This is a genomic window from Pontimicrobium sp. IMCC45349 (assembly GCF_047219225.1).
Classification (GTDB): Bacteria; Bacteroidota; Bacteroidia; order Flavobacteriales; family Flavobacteriaceae; genus IMCC45349.
Genome location: NZ_CP178208.1, coordinates 3104589 through 3126211, shown reverse-complemented (window position 1 = coordinate 3126211; position 21623 = coordinate 3104589). Strand labels below are relative to the sequence as shown.

Below are 21623 nucleotides of genomic sequence, written 5' to 3'. Positions count from 1 at the left end.
CTTAAGCTTTTGAATTATGAATAAATAAGGTTGTAAAGTAATAGTCTTCTAGATTTGGGTCAATTACTTGAAATCCTTCTTCTGGTCTTTGTGTAGACAACACTCTAATTTGAGTTTCTCCAGCAACTAATTTTGTTGAAATCACATCAAAAGCTTTCTTATAAATATCTAATTGAGATTTATCAATAATTTTTGTCCAAATTTTTCCTTCAATAGTTGCCACTAATTCTGATGGATTACCTTGAGAAATAATTTCTCCGTTTGACATGATTGCCATTTTAGGACAAAGGTTTCTTACATCTTCAACAATGTGAGTTGAGAGAATTACAATTACGTTTTCTCCAATTTCACTAAGTAGGTTTAAGAATCGATTGCTTTCTTCGGGGTCCAACCCTGCGGTTGGTTCATCAACAATAATAATTTGAGGATTTCCTAATAAAGCCTGTGCAATTCCGAATCGTTGACGCATTCCTCCAGAAAAAGTGGCAACCGCTTTTTTTCTATGCTGAAATAAATTTACTTGCTGCAATAAAGCTGTTACTTGTTCTTTACGTTCTTTTTTGTTTAAAATTCCTTTTAAAACAGCCAAGTGATGTAGCAATTTTTCTGCCGAAATTTTGGGATACACACCAAACTCTTGAGGTAAATATCCTAAGCTTTGCCTTATTTCATTTGGATAATTTACAATATCTACATCATTAAAGGATAATGTACCTGTTGATGGTTCTTGTAAGGAAGCAATCGTACGCATTAAGGATGATTTTCCTGCACCATTAGCACCTAGCAAACCAAACATACCATTAGTTATTTTAAGATTTATTCCATTTAAAGCCTTTACACCATTTGGATAGGTCTTAGTTAAATTGTTTATTATAAGTGTGTTCATTCTATAATATTTTAATTATAGATCAAATGTGCTTTAATAGTTTTTTATATTAAACTTTATATGACATACGCTATTGTTTTTACCATGCAAGTATATATGTATTAACTAAGTCATAGTTCATATTGATTTTCAAAGTGTTTAACTCAATTTTTATAGTGTATATCAATAAAGTTGTTAATAGTCTTCAACAATGGTATTTTTGATCTATGATTGGTTTTTTAAAGAAATACAAAGCTTTTTTTATTGGGTATACTATCATTGTACCTATCTTTTATATTATGGATTATTTTGGTTTAATAATCTTGCCAAAAGAAAGAACATATGAAATCTTTATTTATGCATTTATTTGGGGAACAATAATTGCTTTACCATTTCATAATTTAGGGTATTTAAAGAAAAAAAGAAAAGTAGTTTTTAGAGTATATGTATTAATGATTTTGTTTTTGATTACAATTATCATTGATTCTAATATGAAGGTGCCAGACAATCCTATTACGTTCTTTTTATTAATGGGGTTTTGGCTTGGTTTAGCTTATTTACTCTCTCCAGTTTTTATAAAAAAATATTGGAAGCTAATAGCCCTAATTTATATACCATTATTTCTTTATTTCATGTATTTGAGGTTATTTTCTGGAGATTTAGATTCTTATTTAAAAATAAAAGAGTCGTTTCCATTCTATATCTTCTTTTTACCAATACCAATGTTTGCATTACTTTGGACTTATCAGCAATGGAAATGGTTTCAGAATTTAAAGGCTGAAAAATCTCAAGCTGAATTGGCTATGTTACAAGCACAAGTAAATCCACATTTCTTTTTTAATACTTTAAATAATCTATACGCTCTAACTATAAAAAACTCCAATAAAGCTCCTGAAGTAATTCTAAAACTATCAGATATGATGCGTTATACTATTTATGAAGGAAAGAAAGGATATGTATCTATAAAAGAAGAAATTGATTATTTGAATAATTATATAGAACTACATAAAATAAGGTATAAAAAAGAAGTTGATATTCAATTTAATCATACCATTGAAAATGATATAAAAACACCACCATTATTGTTTATTATTTTACTAGAAAATGCCTTTAAACATGGTGTTGAATCACTATCTGAAAATGCATATATACATATAAACCTTCTTGTTAAAAATGGCTTTATTCAATTTCAAATTGAAAATAATTTTGAATTACAAAGTAGCGATGAAAATGGAATTGGTTTAGAAAATTTACAACGTAGATTACACTTGTTATTTGATAAAAATTATACCTTGACAAACGAGACTAAAGACAATATTTATAAATCAACCCTAAAAATTCCAATAGATGCTTAAGTATATAATCATTGATGACGAACCTTTAGCACATGATATTATTGTGGAATTCTGTGGCATGTTACCTCATTTACAACTAGAAAAACAGTGTTACAATGCTATGGAAGCTATGCAATTTTTAAGTAAAAGCAAGGTTGATTTTATGTTTTTAGATATTAATATGCCCAAACTAACAGGGTTGGATTTTTTAAAAACCCTATCTACTCCACCTAAAGTAATTATTACAACAGCATATAAAGAGCACGCCCTTGAAGGATACGAATTAAATGTAGTTGATTACCTTTTAAAACCGTTTAGTTTTGATAGACTAGTAACAGCAATTAATAAACTAAAAAGCGAAAGCACTGAAATTAAAGTAGAGCAAAAAATAAATGATAAATCTAGTTCTACTCAAAGAATGTTTGTGAAAGGCGATAAAAAGCATCATCAAATTGCTTTAGAAGACCTTCTTTATATTGAAGCTTATGGTAACTATACCAAGTTATATTTGAAAGATGAAATGATAGTTAGCCATGAAAAAATATCATTTTATGAATCAATATTAACAAATGGTAATTTTTTAAGAATTCATAAATCATTTGTTGTAGCAATAGATAAAATAAGATTTATTGAAGGTAACCGTATTTTAATTCAAGATTATAAAATTCCTATTGGTCAAACTTATAAAAGCAACGTTAATAAACTACTAAGTAATAAATAATCTAAATTAGTTTAAATCACTACTTTAAAGCTAGTTAAACTCATTTATCTTAATTATTTATTCAACATTGTTTTTTCTGTATGTAGATGGTGTTGTGCCTTCAAATTTTTTAAAAGCACTGTTAAAGGATGATAAGCTACTAAACCCAACATCAAAAGCGATTGAAGATATAGTATAGTTTAAATATTCACTATCAGATAAAACTCTTTTTGTCTCTTGAATTCTGTAATAGTTTATAAAATCATTAAAGTTTTGTTTAGCATACTGATTAATGACTTCAGAAGTTTTTTGAGTAGTTTTTCCAATCCTCTTTCCTAACATTAAAAGGGACACATCTGGGTCTAAAAAAAGCTTATCTTCTTTAACAATCTTCAACAGTTCACTAAATAATTGTTCATCTTCATTAGGTTTAAATGCAGAACCATCAATATCAGTAATTTTTAATTCAAAAGCCTTATAACTTAAAAAGTATACAGCAACAGAATACATGATTGGTCCAACTATATATGGAATAGTGTTTTCTAAAATATTAAATGCATATGATATCCAAATTACAATGAAACTTAACACTAACAACTGTAACCATTTTAGAATAGCTTTTTGAAACTTAGTTTGTAACACATTTATATATTGTTTTTTTATATTCCTTAGCTTAATTCCAGCAATGAGTATATAAGTAGCAAAATGCAAGTAAATAAAAATTAGAACACTTCCAAATAAGACTATTGTTTGTTTATTAGTGGTGTCAAAATCTTTATTAGCTATAAAAAAACTCACAATTAAAATGAGAGCAAATGGAAGTAATTCCATAGCTATTGCTTTTGTAAATTTAAAATTTGGCTTAGTCATAGCTATTAAATACCATCTTAATAAAGGGCCTATTAATAATAGAAAACTTAAACCAATAAAAATGAATATAGGCTCTAAATTGTTACCAAAATTTAATAATACCGATTTTCCAATTCTAAATGCCATAAAAAGAAGTATCAAACCTAATAATAGATTTGATACCGACTTTTTCTTCTTAAAGAAAATAAGATATATTGCAAAAACAGTCCCATGCAAAAGGCCTGCACTGCTAATAATAATAAGGAGGATGTCTGAAAAATTCAATTATATTTTTTTTCAAATTTAATTATATTTTTTCTCTTTCTTCTTCACATGATTTTGCATATGATGTGAGTTCTATCATATCAATAAAACCACCCATTTCACCTTTCATAACAGAAACTATACTATGACTAGCAATTAATTGACGTTTTAAAGGTTTATCATTATTTATCATAGATTTAATTAGTTCTTTAGCTTTATCTTCTCCTTCACTTCTATAAACCGAAAGCACCTTAACTGCATTTTCTTCTCCAGTAATAACTCTATGTTTTGGAGTATGACCTAATTGCTTTATCATAGTCTCAGCTAAAGCCCAAGTTGACCATGGATTTTGGCCTGTAATAATATTTTTGTCATGACAAATTTTTTCTAGATACATTTCTCCCTCTTCAAACTTAGCTCCTTGTTCAGTAATTTTATCCTCAAGAAGAAATGGGAATATAGAGCGTGCTTCTGATATTAAAAGTAACTCTTCTTTATTGGTAAAGCAGCTTATTCTTTTATTTTCAATTAGTGGACGTTTATTAGCTAAAGTTATGTTTACTAAAGCTGCTGGACCATGACAAACAGCACCTATAACTTTATCAGTTTCGTAATAATTACGCACCAAATCTTGTATATGTTTGTTATTTGGAAAATCGTACATAGCACCTTTTCCTCCTACAAAGTATACAGCATCATAGTCTTCTTTAATAACATTTTTCATAGCTATAGTATTACTAACTTTATGCTGAGCTTCTTCATCATTTAAAAAGGCATAGTCAAAAACTCCCATATCTTCATCATCAATAACTACAGTTGGCTTACCTCCTAATGGACTTGCAACATCGACTTCAAATCCATTAGCTTTAAACACATAATAAGCTCGTGATAATTCTGTTAATTCATATCCAGTACTCTTACCACTATCTCCCATAACATCAACACTTGTTACTACAGCTAAAATTTTACCTTTTGAATCAACTACATTTTCAGATAGATACGGCAAATCTAGCACCACACTAGATTCAAGATTTTTTTCTACTGGTGGCAATAGACTTATAAACCAATATCCAAATGAAAATAAAATAAGGATTATTCCTAATAGAGTTAGTAGACTAATTTTAATGATTCGATACTTTTTAAACTTCATAATTTGTTTTTTTTGATTAATGAAGCTAAATACCTAAAAATCCACTATATAAACTGTCGAAATGATAATTCCGTCAGAGTAAAATAGCATTAATCACTAGTAATAAGTAATAACTATAGACTATAAAGTAACTTATGAAGTTTCTATTTTAGAACCACAATTTGAGAGTTTAATGTTATATCTTTTTGTACAACATTAAGATTACCTTCCTTTTTAAGTTTTAAAATTCTTGATGGATCTCCCTTTTTATGCATGCGTTTTCTGCATAATTTAGTTAAAAGTGGATCGTCATCAAAAAGAAAACTTTGAATGTCATATACTGGCTTAGAAGGTTCTTTTATTGATGGAAATAATTGTTGTAATTGATTATAACGTCTATCATTTCCGGGAATAAATGTGTATAAAGTGTACTGTCCATTTGCATCGGTTTTTACCCAAGCTCTATGATGTACATACTTATTATCTTTAGCACCTCTTAAATCAAAATCGCCATTTACATCAGCTTGTTCAATATATAGAATCACATCTTTAGCTGGTGTTACTCCATCATTTTCATAAACTGTTCCGAATATTTTTAGCTTATTTATTTTAGTAGCAAAGTCAGGAATAGTGTCTGTATTACGTATTTCTACTTCTTGTTTATCGTTAATAGGATGCTCGTTTAAATTTGAGGATTGTGAAAATGTAGTACAATGAAATCCTAACAAAACAAATACATAAACTAAGGTTAATCTATTTTTCATAATTCAAGAATATTGGGTTATTCCAAAATTCATTGATTTATATCTTATTACATAAAAAACCACTTCAATGTCATTTTTTCACGATGTACTGATCCATTTTGTAAAAATCCTCGATTAAATGTTAGTGATATTTAGTTTTATTGTTTGAAAATCATGCTCTTATATATGCTTTAAATTATTTAAAAATAATTCCGTTTCATCAAAATTTACAGCACCTGCATTTCATCGTAAAAAATAAGCTCTTTGTCAGTCAAAGTGTATTTTATCGATAAAAAAAGCACTTAAATCGATAAAAATTACATAAAAAAAGAGCAAAAAATATTGCTTTTTTTAATTTATTGTATAGATTTGTTTAACCCAGATTAACTTAAAAACTTAAAAATGAAAACAAAATCTACTTTATTTAGTGCTATTTTCTTTCTAATGATAAGCATTGGTTTTGCTCAAAAAAAGAAGGCTGAAATTAACATTATCAATGGAAAAGTAACTATTTCTAAATACCATAGCTATGATGAGTTAAACAAAAAATCTAAAGGAGATTTACTTAATTTATATATAGAACGTATTGAGGTTATAGTTAATATTTTGCCTAACATAGCTTTTGCTACTAACCCAAATGTAACCATGGCTTCTTTAGGTATTCCTGAAACTAAGGAAAATAAAAAAGCTTTAGAACAAAATAGAGAGGCTTCATCAAAGTATTTTGAAAGTACTGTAGCCTATCAAAAAACTATTTTGCCATATTCTGATACTGACGATTTAATTGCTGCCATATTATTTTACGAAGAAACACTTAAGTCTTTACATACTTACAACGATTATAAAAATGATTAGTTAAGTTATTTCAACTCATTTTATTTAAGCCTTGGTGATTATTGCCAAGGCTTTTTTATTGCTCAATATTTATACTCTTTATTTTTCACATAACAATTAGTGTAAAATTTCATTTAAAATAGAAAATTCTTACAAAAAAAAGCATTACATCGATATTATTTGCGTTTTAAGTATAATGTTTATATGTTTGATATGATGTAATCTCCCTCCAACCTAAACTTAACCAAAATGAAAAAAATTACTTTAACTACACTACTCTTATTTATAGTGTGTTGCACTTCATTTGCGCAACAAGAAAAGGGAATATTTGGGTTTAATAATTGGCTAAATCCTTGGGCAGAATTTAAACCAAATAAAATAACATATGAAAAGCCTACTCAAATATTAACTGGTGAGATTACAACCGATACAAAATTATATAAAAGAGATATCTACTTATTGTTAGGCGATGTTTTTGTAACAGACAGTACTACACTTACAATAGAACCTGGAACTGTTATCATTGGTGATTTTAAAACAAAAGGATCACTAACTATTAGCAATGGTTCAAGAATAATAGCTGAAGGAACACATACAGACCCAATAATTTTCACTTCAAGCAAAAGTGTAAAGAAGCCTGGTGATTGGGGAGGGCTTTTTATTTTGGGTGACGCTCCTACAAGCAAGTTTGGCAACGAAGCATCATTAAATAATGGATTTCGTACTTCATTCTCAAACATTAGTTATGGTGGGAATAATATAGACAGCGATTCTGGTATTTTAAAATATGTTAGGATTGAATATGCTGGTAAAAGAACCAAAAAACATGGCTACTTTAATGGCCTTACACTTGCAGGTGTAGGTCAACAAACAATAATTGAAAACATCATGGTTAGCTACTGTAGTGGAAACTCCTTTAATATACTTGGAGGTAATGTTATTTTAGACAAGCTTGTCTCTTATAAGTCTAGTGGTAATGATTATGAATTTAACTTTGGTACCCAAAGCTATATATATAATTCTCTTGCAATAAGATCTCCTTATGTTTCTGGAGCAAATGCATCTAGGTGTTTAAATGTATTAGCTTATAATGATAAAGAAGATATAGACTTTTCAAGTGCACAAACTAATGTTGATGCTCAAAACTTAACACTTATAAATCTTAGTAATAATCTAGATAACGATATTAAAATAGGATTGGTTGATGAAGGTATATATATTGGTGAAAGTACTTCTTTTTCAATAGATAAAAGTGTTATTTCTGGATTCAATCCAGCAGTTATACTAGATGAAAACATTAAAATAAATAATGAAAGTTTAGAAAAAATTCAATTCACTAGCACTTATTTCAATAACTGTAATGGAAACATATTTGTCAACAATTGGCCCAATAACGAAGATCTAGAAAATTGGTATGGAAACAGAGCTTTTAGTAATGTATATTCCAAAGGTCCTGACTCCGAAACTTTTATTGATACTAAAAATTTAAAACGTCCAGATTTTAGATTAAGAATTAACAAAATTATGCCTACTAGTGTTGCAATTGAAGATTAATAATTCGCATTAGTAAACACCCTTAATTAAGAATTACAAATAGTAACTCCCTCATAAAATTATAAGGGTTTATAGCACTTCTTTTATCTAAACATATGTATAAGAAAAGATATAAACCAAGAAATTAAAGCTCAATATATAGGATAAAAAATTACAATTAAACTAAATGTATCACACTAAACATTCAATTGCATATAGACTTACTTTTTTGCTTTTTGTTTGCATGCTTTTTTTACAAAAAAGAGTTTATGCACAAATTGTTATAGGTACACCTAATTTAGGTTTTACCCAAGCTTGTGCAAGCGATTCATTTAATACATTTAGCACAACTTTCGTATTTACTCCAGCAAATGGTTTAGATGGTTCAAATCAATTTACAGTTGAAATGTCTAATGCAGAGGGTAATTTTGATGAACCTATAACTATTTATACTTCTAACCCTGGAGAAATAACAACATCACCAGCAACAATTAATTTTTCTATTCCTGAAACAACTTCTGGAGAAAGCTATCGCATAAGGGTTAAAAGTAGTGCTCCTGTAGCTACAAGCGCTAACTCAAACAGTTTTGCAGCGTATTATAAAATTCAAGATTCACCATTTACTATTAACAACTTAGTTTCAACTGGAGCTTTTTGTTCTGGAGGCAGTTATTTATTAACTATCGATAATCCTGGTACAGGAAATAATGACTCGCCACTACTCTATCCATCACTTACATTTAATTGGTATAAAGAAACTGGCCCAACAACATCAGTTTTTGTAGCTGAAGGTAATGCATTAATGGTAAATGAAGAAGGGACTTATTTTGTTGAAACAAATTATGGAACATGTACTTCAAATTCGTTTTCTAATCGTGTTACTATAAGTGAAGCTACTTCTGGTGAAGCAAACGTTACAATTGCCTCAAGTTTAGGGAATCCATTTTGCCCATCACAAGGTATGACTACTTTAAGCAGTATTGGTGGTTTAAATTACCAATGGTACAAAGATGGTATAGAAATAGAAGGAGCTACACAACAAATGTATCAAACTGATGAATCGGGAACCTTTACTGTACAAGTAGATTTAGGAGAATGTTTAGCATTTGGAATTATTGATTTGGTGAGCGAATTATTTGAAAGTGATATTAATGTTCCTGAAACTAATATTATTGAAGAAGGAGAAACTTTAGAAGTCATAGTAAGCTCCACAGCTAATAATCCAGAATATACTTGGTTTTACAATGAATCTTTAATTACTAATGAAACAGACGATTATTTTGAAGCTTCAGAATTTGGAAACTATAAAGTTATTATAACCGAAACAAATGGATGTACAGGCTCTAGAACTCACGAGTTTATTATTGAAGAAGCTTACGATCCTTTTCCAGATGTAGAAAACATCCCAAATATGATAAGCCCAAATGCAGATGGGATAAACGATACATGGATGATTCCTATTCAGTATGTAGCTGGAACTAACACTGAAGTTATAATCATGACTAACACAGGAAAAGTTGTACTTCAAACCACAGAATATCAAAATAATTGGCCTATAGATAGTTTGAATTTAACAGCTATCAACCAAATTTTTTATTACATAATCAATACATCAGAAGGCAAAACAAAAAAAGGATCTATAACAGTAGTGAGATAACATGAAAATACGTTTAATGATAATCATATTATGTATTTGTACTTTACAGCAAACCTATTCTCAAGAAGAAGAAATTGATGGTGTGGTTGCACTTGCTTTGCCTGTAAGAAACTCACTTACCTTTAATAGATATGCTATAAATCCAACATTTAGTTTTGTAAGAGAACAAAATAAGTACATAAGTATTTATAGTAAAAGAGAATGGGTTCAATTTGATGATGCCCCACTTACCTACTTAGCAAGTTATTCTGGTAGGTTTGCAGAAAATATTGGAGCTGGTCTTGGTCTATTTCAGCAAAACAATGGAATTCTAACAACTTTTGGAGGCGTTTTAAACTTCGCTTATAATGTAAATGTTACACGTGATAGCAACCTTACTTTTGGATTAAATATAGGTGCATACAAAAGTGGTGTAAACACTTCAAATGTAGTTTTAAACTTTGATGATCCATCTTTGCAAAATGTTCCAGAAAACTTCTTATTAACTATTAGTCCTGGAATTAATTATGGATTTGACTTCATTGACATAGGAATCTCTATAAATAATCTAGTTGCTTATAATCTAGAATCATCTGCTATGATTGAAGATAATCCAGAACAAAGTCTTCAAGCACATTTATTATACACAGGTTATATGGATAGTAGAGGCTTTTTTGATGAAAGTAAATTTTCAGGGTTAATTAAATCTGAATTCAGAAAAGATGAAACAATTATATCCGGTTTAGCAATGTTAACGATTCCTAAAGGTATTTGGGGACAAGTAGGCTATAATACACGATATGGAATTTCTGGAGGAATTGGACTAAATATTACAAAAGCTATAGCATTAGAATATAATTTTGAAACTGATTTTTTTGGCGATTTAAACGAATTTGGACCTTCTCATGAAATCACTTTTGCTTATAGATTTAAGAATAATAACAGATATGATTATGGTTCAGATGATGAAATTGTTGGACTAATTTCTACCGATAAAAAGCCAAAAGCTAAATCTACAATAAGTAAAAGTGTAACACAATCTGAACAAAAGGCTAAAGAAGAAGCTGAAGCACAGGCTAAGCTATTAGCAGAGCAAAAAGCCAAAGAAGAAGCTGAAGCACAAGCTAAATTGTTAGCAGAGCAAAAAGCCAAAGAAGAAGCTGAAGCACAAGCTAAATTGTTAGCAGAGCAAAAGGCCAAAGAAGAAGCTGAGGCACAGGCTAAATTATTAGCAGAGCAAAAAGCCAAAGAAGAAGCTGAGGCACAGGCTAAATTATTAGCAGAGCAAAAAGCCAAAGAAGAAGCTGAAGCACAAGCTAAATTGTTAGCAGAGCAAAAAGCAAAAGAAGAAGCTGAGGCACAGGCTAAGTTATTAGCAGAGCAAAAGGCTAAAGAAGAAGCTGAAGCACAAGCTAAGTTATTAGCAGAGCAAAAGGCTAAAGAAGAAGCTGAGGCACAGGCTAAATTATTAGCAGAACAAAAAGCTAAAGAGGAGTTGATTACTAATCCAAAGAATAAGATTGGTAAAGACATGTTAGCATTAACCCAACAAACTGAAACTGATAAGATTTCACAAAATGAATTATTAAAGAAGTTTGATGAGATTATTAATGTAAAAAATCAAGATTTAAAAGATTTAAAAGAAGAAAATGATTTAAGCGAACAAGGTATAACTGTTGCTCCAAAACCATTTAAAAGTATCTCAGAGGAGAATAATAAACTAAATAAAATTAAATCAGATTTAGATAGCACTATTGCTGCTAGAAATAAAAAAATAAAAGATTTGCAAGAACTATATGACGATACTTTTGTTACAGATACACTATATAACGAAGAAGTAATACTGTTTTACAAGAAAAAACTTAATGAGTTAAAATCTGAGCAAGCAGAAGCTTTAGCTACAAAAACAAATTTAGAAGTTCGTTTAGAACAAATTAGAATTGACACTGAATTTGAAAGAAAGCGTCGTATTAAACGTGCTGCTTTTGACAATGAAGAAGAACGCTACACACAAGACAGAGCTGCATTAGAATATATCAAGAAAACGACAATTGTAACTAATGAGTTAACAAGTCCAGAAGACTTTGATACAGGCGAAAAGCAAGATAATAATATTCAAATACTTAAAAATGTAAAGAATGTAGATGAAGGCTATTACTTAGTCATTGCTGTTCATACAGATAAACTAAAAAGAGATGAATTCTTGACAAAAGTTATATCATCGGGAGAATTAAATGTTGACTTTTTCTATGATGTAAGCACAAGTAAATATTATATCTACAGTAAAAAGCTAAGTACTATTGACGAGGCTAACAATGCTATTAAAAACAAATCAAATAAACCATATAATAATAACATGTCCCTCGTGAAAATTGAAAACTAATAAATAATAAAGGCCCTACTCTATTTCAAAATCCTCATTGATAATAGAGTTCATAAAATAAAAGTATCATGAAAAGACCTACATTTTCTAGAATTGCCATAATCGTTTTGCTATTATGTTTTGGCCTTCAAACAAATGCTCAAAATTACGAACCTTTTGTTCCCAGGTTCAATGAAGACTTAAAAGGTGATATTGTTTTAATTGGAAACAATATACTTGGACCAGATAATAATGCATTTAATAACAATAGTGTATATAATCATCAAGTTGATATGCAGTATATTGATATTGATGGAGATCCAACAACCTTTAGTTCCTCAAGTGCAGATTTAGAAATTCCTAACCCAAACTGTTATAGAATTATTTATGCAGGATTATATTGGGGAGCTGTAAACCCTGGAAGTGATCCTATAACCCAAGTAAAACTAAAAGGTCCAGTAGGTGGTTATAATGATATTACAGGAACAATAATTTATGATGCTAATGGCAACTCTGTAGATGGAGGTGATAGTTTTTCTTATGCATGTTTTGCAGATGTAACATCTATTGTAACTAGTTTTGGTTCAGGTGTAGACTTAGGTACATATACAGTGGCAAACGTATCTTCTGCATTAGGGGAAACTTCAACATTCAATCCGTATAATGGCACAGGTCAATCTGCTGGATGGTCTTTATTTATAGTATATGAAGACCCTACTTTACCAGGAAAATCAATTACAAGTTTTGATGGTTTTAGTGCTATTAGCGTACCAGGAAATAATCCAAATTTAGATATTTTAGTGGATGGATTTAGAACCGTTCCTGCACCTGCGCCAGTAAGAGCAAATTTTGCTTTTGCTACACTTGAAGGTGACAGTCCAATTTTAGGAGACAGATTAAGACTTAATGGTACAAGTTTATCCACAGCAGATCGTCCTGCTACAAACTTCTTCAACAGTTCAGTAACACAACTGGATGCTACTCCAGTGAATAACAGAGTTCCAAATAGCACCAATACATTAGGTTTTGATACAGGTGTCATTGCTGTTCCAAACCCTGGAAACACAGTTATTGCAAATGATGCTACTTCTGGAGTAATTAGATTAGAAACAAGTGGAGATACTTACTTCCCTTATTTCTTTGCATTTGCTGTTGAAATAATTGAGCCAAATATTGTATTAACAAAAATTGTAGAGGATGATTCAGGTAATGACATTGGTGGACAAACCGTTGACCTAGGCGCATCACTTAATTATGTTATAGGTTTTCAAAATACAGGAAACGACAATGCTACAAATTTTCAAATAAGAGATATACTTCCAATAAATATCATTTACAATCATCCTGAAGACTTAATATTACCTCCAGGAGTTACTGTAGCAAGTTATAATCCAACAACACGTGAGTTGATTTTTGATATTGATAATTCATTAGTAGAAGAAAATGATCCTGTTTACGAAATTCGCATAGAGGTACAAGTAGTAGACGATTGTGGGCAATTAGCTGATGCGTGTTCCAACATAATTAACAATCAGGCTTTCGCTACATATAATGGATTTTTTAACCCTACTTTTCAAATTACAGATGACCCTAGTTTAAATAGTAACACAGGATGTTTATTGACACCACAAGCAACTAACTTTTTAGCTGATCTTGATTGTGAGTTTACACAAGAAATTGTGTTGTGTGGAGACAGTGTAAATTTAACTGCTGCTGATGGTTACGATTCTTATACATGGTCTACAAATCCTTCAGGAACACCAGTAATTGGAAATACGCAAACAATAACAGTTACAAACACAGGGACTTATTATTCTTTTAATAATGCCATTGCGCCTTGTCAATCTATTCAAGAAGAATATGTGGTTGAAGTATTTGGTGGTGATATTGAAAACCCAGTAATTCCTTATGCAGACGAAGTAGTTACTTGTCCTAATGATGGGAAATTACTTCCTAATATCTTTTTATGTGGTATAGACGATTCTAGGTTTATTCAAACAAATATAGCTAGTGCTACATCAATAATTTGGGAACAATTGGACGAATCTAGCTGTACTGCTGTATCAAATCCAGATTGTGCTAACGAAGATAATTCATGTGCATGGAATGAAGTTGCTAATGGTCCAGATTTTCTTGCTAATACGTCAGGACAATTTAGACTTACAATAAATTTTGAAGGTGGTTGTTTTGTGCAATTCTATTTTAATGTATATCAAAATGTTTTAAATCCTTCAGTGATAGCATCAGATATTATTTGTACAACACTAGGAAGTATTACAGTTAATGATGTACCATCTGGTTATGAGTTCAGTTTGGATAACATAAACTTTCAAACAAGTAATGTGTTTTCAATTGACACACCAGGAACATATACTGTTTATATAAGACAAATTGGAGTATCAACAAATCCGTGTATATTCACTGTACCAGATGTGCTAATTAGAGATAGAGATTTTACTGTTTCAACTACAATATTACAACCTTTGTGTCATGGTGACTTAGGAAGTATTCAACTAGCAGCCAATGATGTTGACCCTCAATATACTTTTGAGCTATACGATGGAGGTACATTAGTAAATAGTGTTGGACCAATAATGGACAATAATTACATTTTTGAAAATTTAAATACTGGAACTTATACTGCAACTGTTGAAACAGAAAATGGATGTTTCTATACAGAGGATATTAGTATTATCGAGCCTCCTTTATTAACTGTAACAGCAGCTATAACAGTACCATTAACTTGTGATAATGGAGAAATCACAGTATATCCTGATGGTGGTACACCTCCATATTTTTATTTTGTAAATAGTACAACTGATTTTCAAACAGTACCAGAAATTGTGGTCACAGACCCTGGAACTTATGATATTACTGTTATAGATTCTAACAACTGTAGTGCTAGCACAACTATAGCAGTAGATGCCTCTCCAGGACCTGATTTTAGTGTTTCGTCAACAGATATTTTATGTGCTGATATAGCAAATACTGGGACTATAACATTTAACGTAACCGCTACTAATGGCAATAGCTTAGAATATAGTATTGATGGTGGTACAACGTATCATAATTCCTCATTTTTCTCTGGACTAGCAGAAGGAGATTATGATGTAGTTGTGCAATATTCTATTGGTGCTGCTATATGCGAAACAACACCGCAAACAATTACAATAAATACTAATAATGCTATTTCTGGTACTGCGCAATTAACGGCACCTTATACATGTTTAGATAATGGAACCATAACGGTTACTGGAGTAACTGGTGGTGATGCTCCATACATGTATAGTATTGATGGTGTTAACTTTCAGGCAAGTAATATATTCTCTAATTTAACAGCTGGTACTTATTCAGTAATCATACAAGATGCCAATGACTGTACACTTATTACTAATACCATCACAATCGATGAACTAAATCCACCAACAGATTTATCTTTTAGTAATACACCTATAACTTGTCCTTCAAACACAGCAACCGTAACAATTACTGGTGTAACTGGAGGTACAGGAAACTTAGAATATCAAATAATTGCTCCTACAGCTTATGCAACTGCATATCAAGTATCAAATAGCTTTTCTGGTCTAGAACCAGGTACATATACCTTTCAAGTAAGAGATGAAAATGATTGTATTTATAATGAAAGCTATACGATAAGTCCAATTCCAGAGCCAACTGTAAACATTGTGCTCACACAAGATTTAAACTGTACAGTGTCACCAGATGCCATATTAGCAGGAACAATTACAGGAACAGCTCCTTTTTCATATGCAGTTTCTATAGATGGTAGTGCATATACATCATTAGGAGCAGTAGGTACATCTTTTACATATACAACACCTAATGCTGGTACTTATCAATTTGAAATAACTGATAGTAATGGTTGTATAGCAGAATCAAACATTATTACTATAAATCCAATATCACTTCCAAATTTAAGTTTAGTAACACAAACGCAACCAATTTTATGTCATGGAGATACAAATGGTGCTATAGATGTTACAATAGACACAACAACAGGTACGCCTCCATTTTTAATTAATATTAATAATGACACAACAGGATTTAACTATGGAAGTCAAACGTCTGGATTAACATCAGGTACTTATACCATTACAGTAACTGATGGTAATTCATGTACAGCTACAGATACTATTACAATAAGTGAACCTGATGCTATTAATGTTAATTATAGTACAGTTGATATTACGTGTTCTGCTGGAGGTGTTTCACAAGGCTCGGTAATTGTCAATTCGGTTACTGGAGGAACAGCTCCATATAATTATTTTGTAACTGGAACTAATGGCTATTCAAACTCCGAATTAAATGCTACTGGTTCAACATCAGTAAGCTTTGACGTTGTTGATTTTGGATTATATCAAATCAATGTAGTAGATGCTAATGGTTGTTCTGTTTTAGTTCAAGATGCTTTAGTAGCCTCACCTCCTACCGATTTAGATATTTCTGTAGCAGCCACTGTTGATTGTAGTTTAGGCGGTGAAGCTATAGTAAGTATTGGATCTACCTTAAGTAGTGCTGGACCATTCTTTTTCAGTATCTATCAAGGTCCTATTTCTGTATATCCTAATCCTGTTGGATCTTGGGTTCCTGAAGATGCTCCAGGAAGTGAAACAGCCACATTTACTGGACTAACTCCTGGTGTTACTTATACGTTTATTGTTTATGATGCTTCAACTAATTGTAGTTATTATGAACCAGCAACAACACCAATTCCAACAAATTCTACATTAAGTATTAGTGCATTAACATCTAATAATATTACTTGTACAGGTAGTGCAGATGGAAACGTGTCATTTACAATCAATAGTATATATGGATCAAATGTAAATGTAGATTATGAAGTATTTGATTCATTAAGTTTAAATTCAACTGGAATATCTGGTTCTGGTATTGTTCCTGCAAATGGAGCATTATCAATTACAGATTTAGGGCCTCTACCATTTGGTAATTATTTTGTAACAGTTACAGAAACGACTGGACCAAATAGTGGATGTGGTGTTGTTACAATACCATTTAATATTACTGAATCTGCAATTCCTTTAAATTTAAATGTTTCAATAGATCAAAATGCAAATTGTAATCCAAATTCTGGTATTATTAGTGCAGTAGCCGAAAATGGTACAGCTCCATATTTATACCAAATTACTACTTCTGCAACAGCTCCATTAACAACAGATACTGCTTGGAATTCAGCTAGTGTATTCAATATGGATACTGGAAACTATTACGTTCATGTTATGGATGCTTATGAATGTGTTATATCTAGTCCAGTAGTTGTACTACCTATGGATCCAGAACCTATAATTTCTGCTATAACAACTAACATATGTACTGTTCCAGAAGGACAATATGAAATTGATGTAACTCTTGACACAGTGGGAATGCCTCCATATAGCTACAGTATTAATGGTGGTGCTTTTCAAACTATGAATGCACCTTTTACCATATCAAACTTATATTCAGGAAATCATACTATTGAAATTCAAGATTTTAATGGTTGTGGTAATTTAGTTAATGTAAATATACCTGAACCTTTAGAAATTATACCAGATGTAACTACTATACCTACATGTAATGATAATGATGGAGAAATATCCATAAATACAATTGGAGGCTCTGGAATATTTACATACAATATTAACCCAAGTCCAGTATCTGTAAGTTTATCTGGGAACGTATTTTCAGGTGTGCCATCTGGAATGTATACTATAACAATAACAGATACTGTGACTTCTTGTACTGAAGATGTAATGGTTTCATTACCTTCTGCTATACCTCCAACAGTAACTACAACATCAACACAAGTAACATGTTTTGGCGATAACTCTGGAACATTTGAAATTAATATTAATGGATATTCAGGCACATATAATTATGAAGTGTTTGATAATTCTGGAGCTTCTGTTACAGGAGTCGTAAATGCTGATACAACAATAAATCCACTAACCATTACTGGTATGTCGGCTGGTAGTTATTCAGTAGTAATTACCGAAACACAAACACCGTTTTGTACTGCGACATCCAATGTAGTTATTTCGTCTCCTACAGAAGCTTTATCATTAACTGTTTTAGAAACATCTAATGTTAGTTGTGATAATACTCAAGGCACAATTACAGCTATCGCAAATGGTGGCTGGGGAGATTATCAATATGAGTTAACTGGTGATTCATCAGTAGCATATTCAACAAATAATACGTTCACAAACTTATCAGCCGGAAATTACATAGTTAATGTAATGGATGCTGGAGGTTGTATTATTTCCGAAAGTATTACACTAATAGAGCCATCTCCTATAAATGCTACATTTACACCTAGCGCTAGTATTTTAGATTGTTTTGGAGATCAAAATGCATCTATTACTGTAAGTAATGTAACTGGAGGTCAAGGAACAGAATATATTTATACTCTAAATACTATAGCTCCAACAGTAAGCACTTCTGGACCACAAGCAACAAATGTATTTAATAATTTAGGCGCAGGAACTTATTCAATTACAATTTCTGATGGTAATGAATGTTTCTTTACATCAGCAAATATTGTTATTAACGAGCCTACTCCAATTCAATCAAATTTAGTAGCAAACAGTACACAAACATGTGCAATAGATGCAACATTAACGCTTAGTGCTTCTGGAGGAACAGGAACTTATAGTTATAGTAATGATAGTAATTTTTCAAATGTATTAGGAACGTTTAACACTTCAATTACATTCCCTGTTACTCCTGGAACTTACCAATACTATGTTAGAGATGAAAATGGATGTATATCAAATGCTTCAAATGAAATTACCATTGAATCACTTCCAAATTTAACAATAAACTTGGAATCAACTAACCCAACAATTAATTGTGCAGGAGATAATACAGGAAGCATCATTGCTACAGCTCAAGGTGGTTTAGGAGACTATAGCTACACATTACAAGATGCTCAAGGCAATGATTTAACTGCTACTCAAAATAATCCAGGAATGTTTACTGAATTAATTGCTGGTACTTATGTGGTTTATGTTGAGAGTGGTGATTGTACTACAACCTCTGCTCCTATTACTATAACAGAACCATCGGTTGGATTACAGGCTAATTTTATTGTTAACGATGTGACTTGTAGTGGTAATAATGATGGGCAATTAATAATAAATGCCATAGGTGGTACTGGAATTATTAAATATGCTATCTCTCCACAGTTAAATCAATTTTTTGAAACGAGCACTTTTAATAATTTATCTCCAGGTAATTACGATGTCATAGTACAAGATGAATTAGGTTGTTATCTTACTTTCAATTTTGACATAATAGATCCAGAGCAAGTTATACTTAGTATTGTTCCAGATTCAATGTTTGAAGAAACTTGTGAAGGCGAAGCTAATGGTGAATTTAGTATTGATATTTCTGGAGGAACATTACCATACAGTGTTAGTTTAGACAGTTATGATGGTCCATATATTACAGGAAGTGCTAATCAAACAATATTCGATTTTACAAATTTAGTTGGTGGCGACCACTTAGTTTATGTTCGTGATGCTCAAGGTTGTGAATCTCAATGGAATATTACTTTTCCAGAATCAGTAAGCTTTGATCCATTTTTAGAACTAGAATACACTTGTGATAATTACGCCTTAAACAACACTGTTACTGTTATTATTGATGAAGATGAAGCATTCTTATCAGAATTAGATTATTCATTAAATGGAGGTCCTTATCAATTCAGTAATGTATTTACAAATGTTGCTCCAGGAATTGAACAATATATAGATGTAAGACATACTAATGGTTGTATAAAAACTACGCCACTATTTGATATTGAAGAATATGAACCAATAGCATTAACTCTTATAGAAGGTGATGATTTAGGAGAAATCATTGCCAATGCTATTGGAGGAACAGGAATTTATCAATTTACACTTAATGGCGAAAATTACGGAAGCACAAATGTATTTACTGTAACCGAAGATGGTACTTACACTGTTGTGGTTACAGATAGTGCAGGTTGTCAAGCTGAAGCCATTATAGAAATGGAAATTAAAGGTCCATGCATACCAAACTATTTTAGTCCAAATGGTGATGGTGTTACTGATACATGGTCTCCAGGTTGTACTGAAGATTATCCAAATTTAACCTTTGATATTTTCGATAGATATGGACGTATGGTAGCTACCTATCGTGTAGGTGAATATTGGGATGGTCGCTATAATGGTCAAGAATTACCAACTGGTGATTATTGGTATGTTGTAAGACCAAATAGTGAGATTTTAAGAAAAGAATACGTAGGTCATTTTACACTTTATAGATAAAGCGCTTTAAGAACTAACACATGAATTAAGATGAAAAAAATTACTTTATACATATTATTATTTATCAGTTCTTATGGTTATGCGCAAGAATTAAATTTGCCAGCATGGACACAATATTTAGCTGATAATGATTTTATCATCTCTCCTACTTTTGCTGGTATTGGAGACAATTTAAAAATTAGAGCAAATGGATTAACACAATGGGTAGGCATAAAAAATGCTCCAGACAATCAAGCCTTGTATGGAGACATTCGTATCGCTAACCAATCTGGTGTTGGTGTTTCTTTATATAATGATAGCAATGGTAATACAAGACAAAAAGGAATGAAATTGTCATTCGCTCACCATATTATTTTAGATTATAAATCAAAGCAATATTTATCTTTTGGACTTTCATACAACTTAAATAGCTTTAGAATTGATATTGAAAACTTCCAACCTACCGAAGAGATCCCAATAGTAGACCCAAGTATAGTAGATGATAGATCAATGACAAACCATAACTTTGATGTAAGCTTACTGTATAGGTTTAATAGATTTTATATCAGCTTCAACGCCAACAATATTTTAGATAAAAAAATTGATGCTTTTACTGGATTTGAACCAAATAGGTTACAAAATTACCAACTATATACAGGATATGTGTTTTCAAGTAATAATGACAATGACGTCGAGTTTGAACCATCAGTTTTCTATCAACTATTCAATAGTGACAAACGTTCTGCAACAGACATTAACTTTAAATACAGAAAATTTAACAGAAGTGGAGATTATTACTGGTTTGGAGGTTCATATCGTTTTTTAAATGACCAGTTATTAAAACCTTTAAACATAGGTCCAATGGCAGGAGTCATGAAAGGTAATTTATACTTTGCTTACTCTTATCAAATAACAATGAACGACCTATCTGGATTTAACTCTGGTACACATAGTATAACTATTGGTATTGATCTATTACAAGGTTTAAGTGATTGTGCTTGTACAAAAGGAACTAGTTATAGAAAATATAAATATAATGGTACTAATAGATATTAAAAAAGGCCATTCAAAATATGAATAGCC

At 31.0% G+C, this 21623-nt stretch carries 12 protein-coding genes; 8 read left to right on the top strand and 4 right to left on the bottom strand.

Translation table 11 applies throughout. The annotated features are described in order from the left end of the window. Position 1: 1 nt before the first annotated feature. Positions 2–886 (bottom strand): ABC transporter ATP-binding protein, encoded by an 885-nt coding sequence (locus ACLII3_RS14425; RefSeq protein WP_412985008.1) that lies wholly within the window; start codon positions 884–886, stop codon positions 2–4. A 278-nt stretch (positions 887–1164) separates the two neighbouring features. Between ACLII3_RS14425 and ACLII3_RS14420 the strand changes: the two genes are divergently transcribed. Together ACLII3_RS14420 and ACLII3_RS14415 are read left to right on the top strand one after the other, a co-directional pair. After that, positions 1165–2220, top strand: a complete 1056-nt coding sequence (locus ACLII3_RS14420; RefSeq protein WP_412985006.1) for a sensor histidine kinase — start codon at positions 1165–1167, stop codon at positions 2218–2220. Beyond that, positions 2213–2920, top strand: coding sequence for a LytR/AlgR family response regulator transcription factor (locus ACLII3_RS14415; RefSeq protein WP_412985004.1), 708 nt, complete (start codon positions 2213–2215; stop codon positions 2918–2920). Before ACLII3_RS14420 ends, ACLII3_RS14415 begins: the two co-directional genes overlap by 8 nt. A gap of 57 nt (positions 2921–2977) precedes the next feature. On the opposite strand, the gene ACLII3_RS14410 is transcribed toward ACLII3_RS14415, so the two are convergent. The 3 genes from ACLII3_RS14410 to ACLII3_RS14400 all read right to left on the bottom strand — a co-directional run bounded on the left by ACLII3_RS14410 (position 2978) and on the right by ACLII3_RS14400 (position 5905). Further along, positions 2978–3895 (bottom strand): helix-turn-helix domain-containing protein, encoded by a 918-nt coding sequence (locus tag ACLII3_RS14410; RefSeq protein WP_412985002.1) that lies wholly within the window; start codon positions 3893–3895, stop codon positions 2978–2980. A 160-nt stretch (positions 3896–4055) separates the two neighbouring features. Next, a complete protein-coding gene (locus tag ACLII3_RS14405) occupies positions 4056–5162 on the bottom strand; it encodes a type 1 glutamine amidotransferase domain-containing protein (protein WP_412985000.1) in 1107 nt (368 codons plus the stop codon). Positions 5163–5305: 143 nt separating this feature from the next. After that, a complete protein-coding gene (locus tag ACLII3_RS14400) occupies positions 5306–5905 on the bottom strand; it encodes a hypothetical protein (protein ID WP_412984998.1) in 600 nt (199 codons plus the stop codon). A 381-nt stretch (positions 5906–6286) separates the two neighbouring features. Between ACLII3_RS14400 and ACLII3_RS14395 the strand changes: the two genes are divergently transcribed. The 6 genes from ACLII3_RS14395 to ACLII3_RS14370 all read left to right on the top strand — a co-directional run bounded on the left by ACLII3_RS14395 (position 6287) and on the right by ACLII3_RS14370 (position 21596). Next, positions 6287–6739, top strand: coding sequence for a hypothetical protein (locus ACLII3_RS14395; RefSeq protein WP_412984996.1), 453 nt, complete (start codon positions 6287–6289; stop codon positions 6737–6739). Between the two features lie 228 nt (positions 6740–6967). Beyond that, positions 6968–8272 carry a hypothetical protein gene (locus ACLII3_RS14390; RefSeq protein ID WP_412984994.1) on the top strand — a complete coding sequence of 435 codons (1305 nt, stop codon included), beginning with the start codon at positions 6968–6970 and terminating at the stop codon, positions 8270–8272. Positions 8273–8495: 223 nt separating this feature from the next. Continuing rightward, positions 8496–9908 carry a gliding motility-associated C-terminal domain-containing protein gene (locus tag ACLII3_RS14385; RefSeq protein ID WP_412984992.1) on the top strand — a complete coding sequence of 471 codons (1413 nt, stop codon included), beginning with the start codon at positions 8496–8498 and terminating at the stop codon, positions 9906–9908. A 16-nt stretch (positions 9909–9924) separates the two neighbouring features. Then, positions 9925–12270, top strand: coding sequence for a PorP/SprF family type IX secretion system membrane protein (locus tag ACLII3_RS14380; RefSeq protein ID WP_412984990.1), 2346 nt, complete (start codon positions 9925–9927; stop codon positions 12268–12270). A gap of 68 nt (positions 12271–12338) precedes the next feature. Then, positions 12339–20561 (top strand): T9SS type B sorting domain-containing protein, encoded by an 8223-nt coding sequence (locus ACLII3_RS14375; RefSeq protein ID WP_412984988.1) that lies wholly within the window; start codon positions 12339–12341, stop codon positions 20559–20561. 30 nt (positions 20562–20591) lie between these two features. Next, positions 20592–21596: a type IX secretion system membrane protein PorP/SprF gene (locus ACLII3_RS14370; RefSeq protein WP_412984986.1), complete on the top strand. Its 1005-nt coding sequence runs from the start codon at positions 20592–20594 to the stop codon at positions 21594–21596. Positions 21597–21623: the final 27 nt, after the last annotated feature.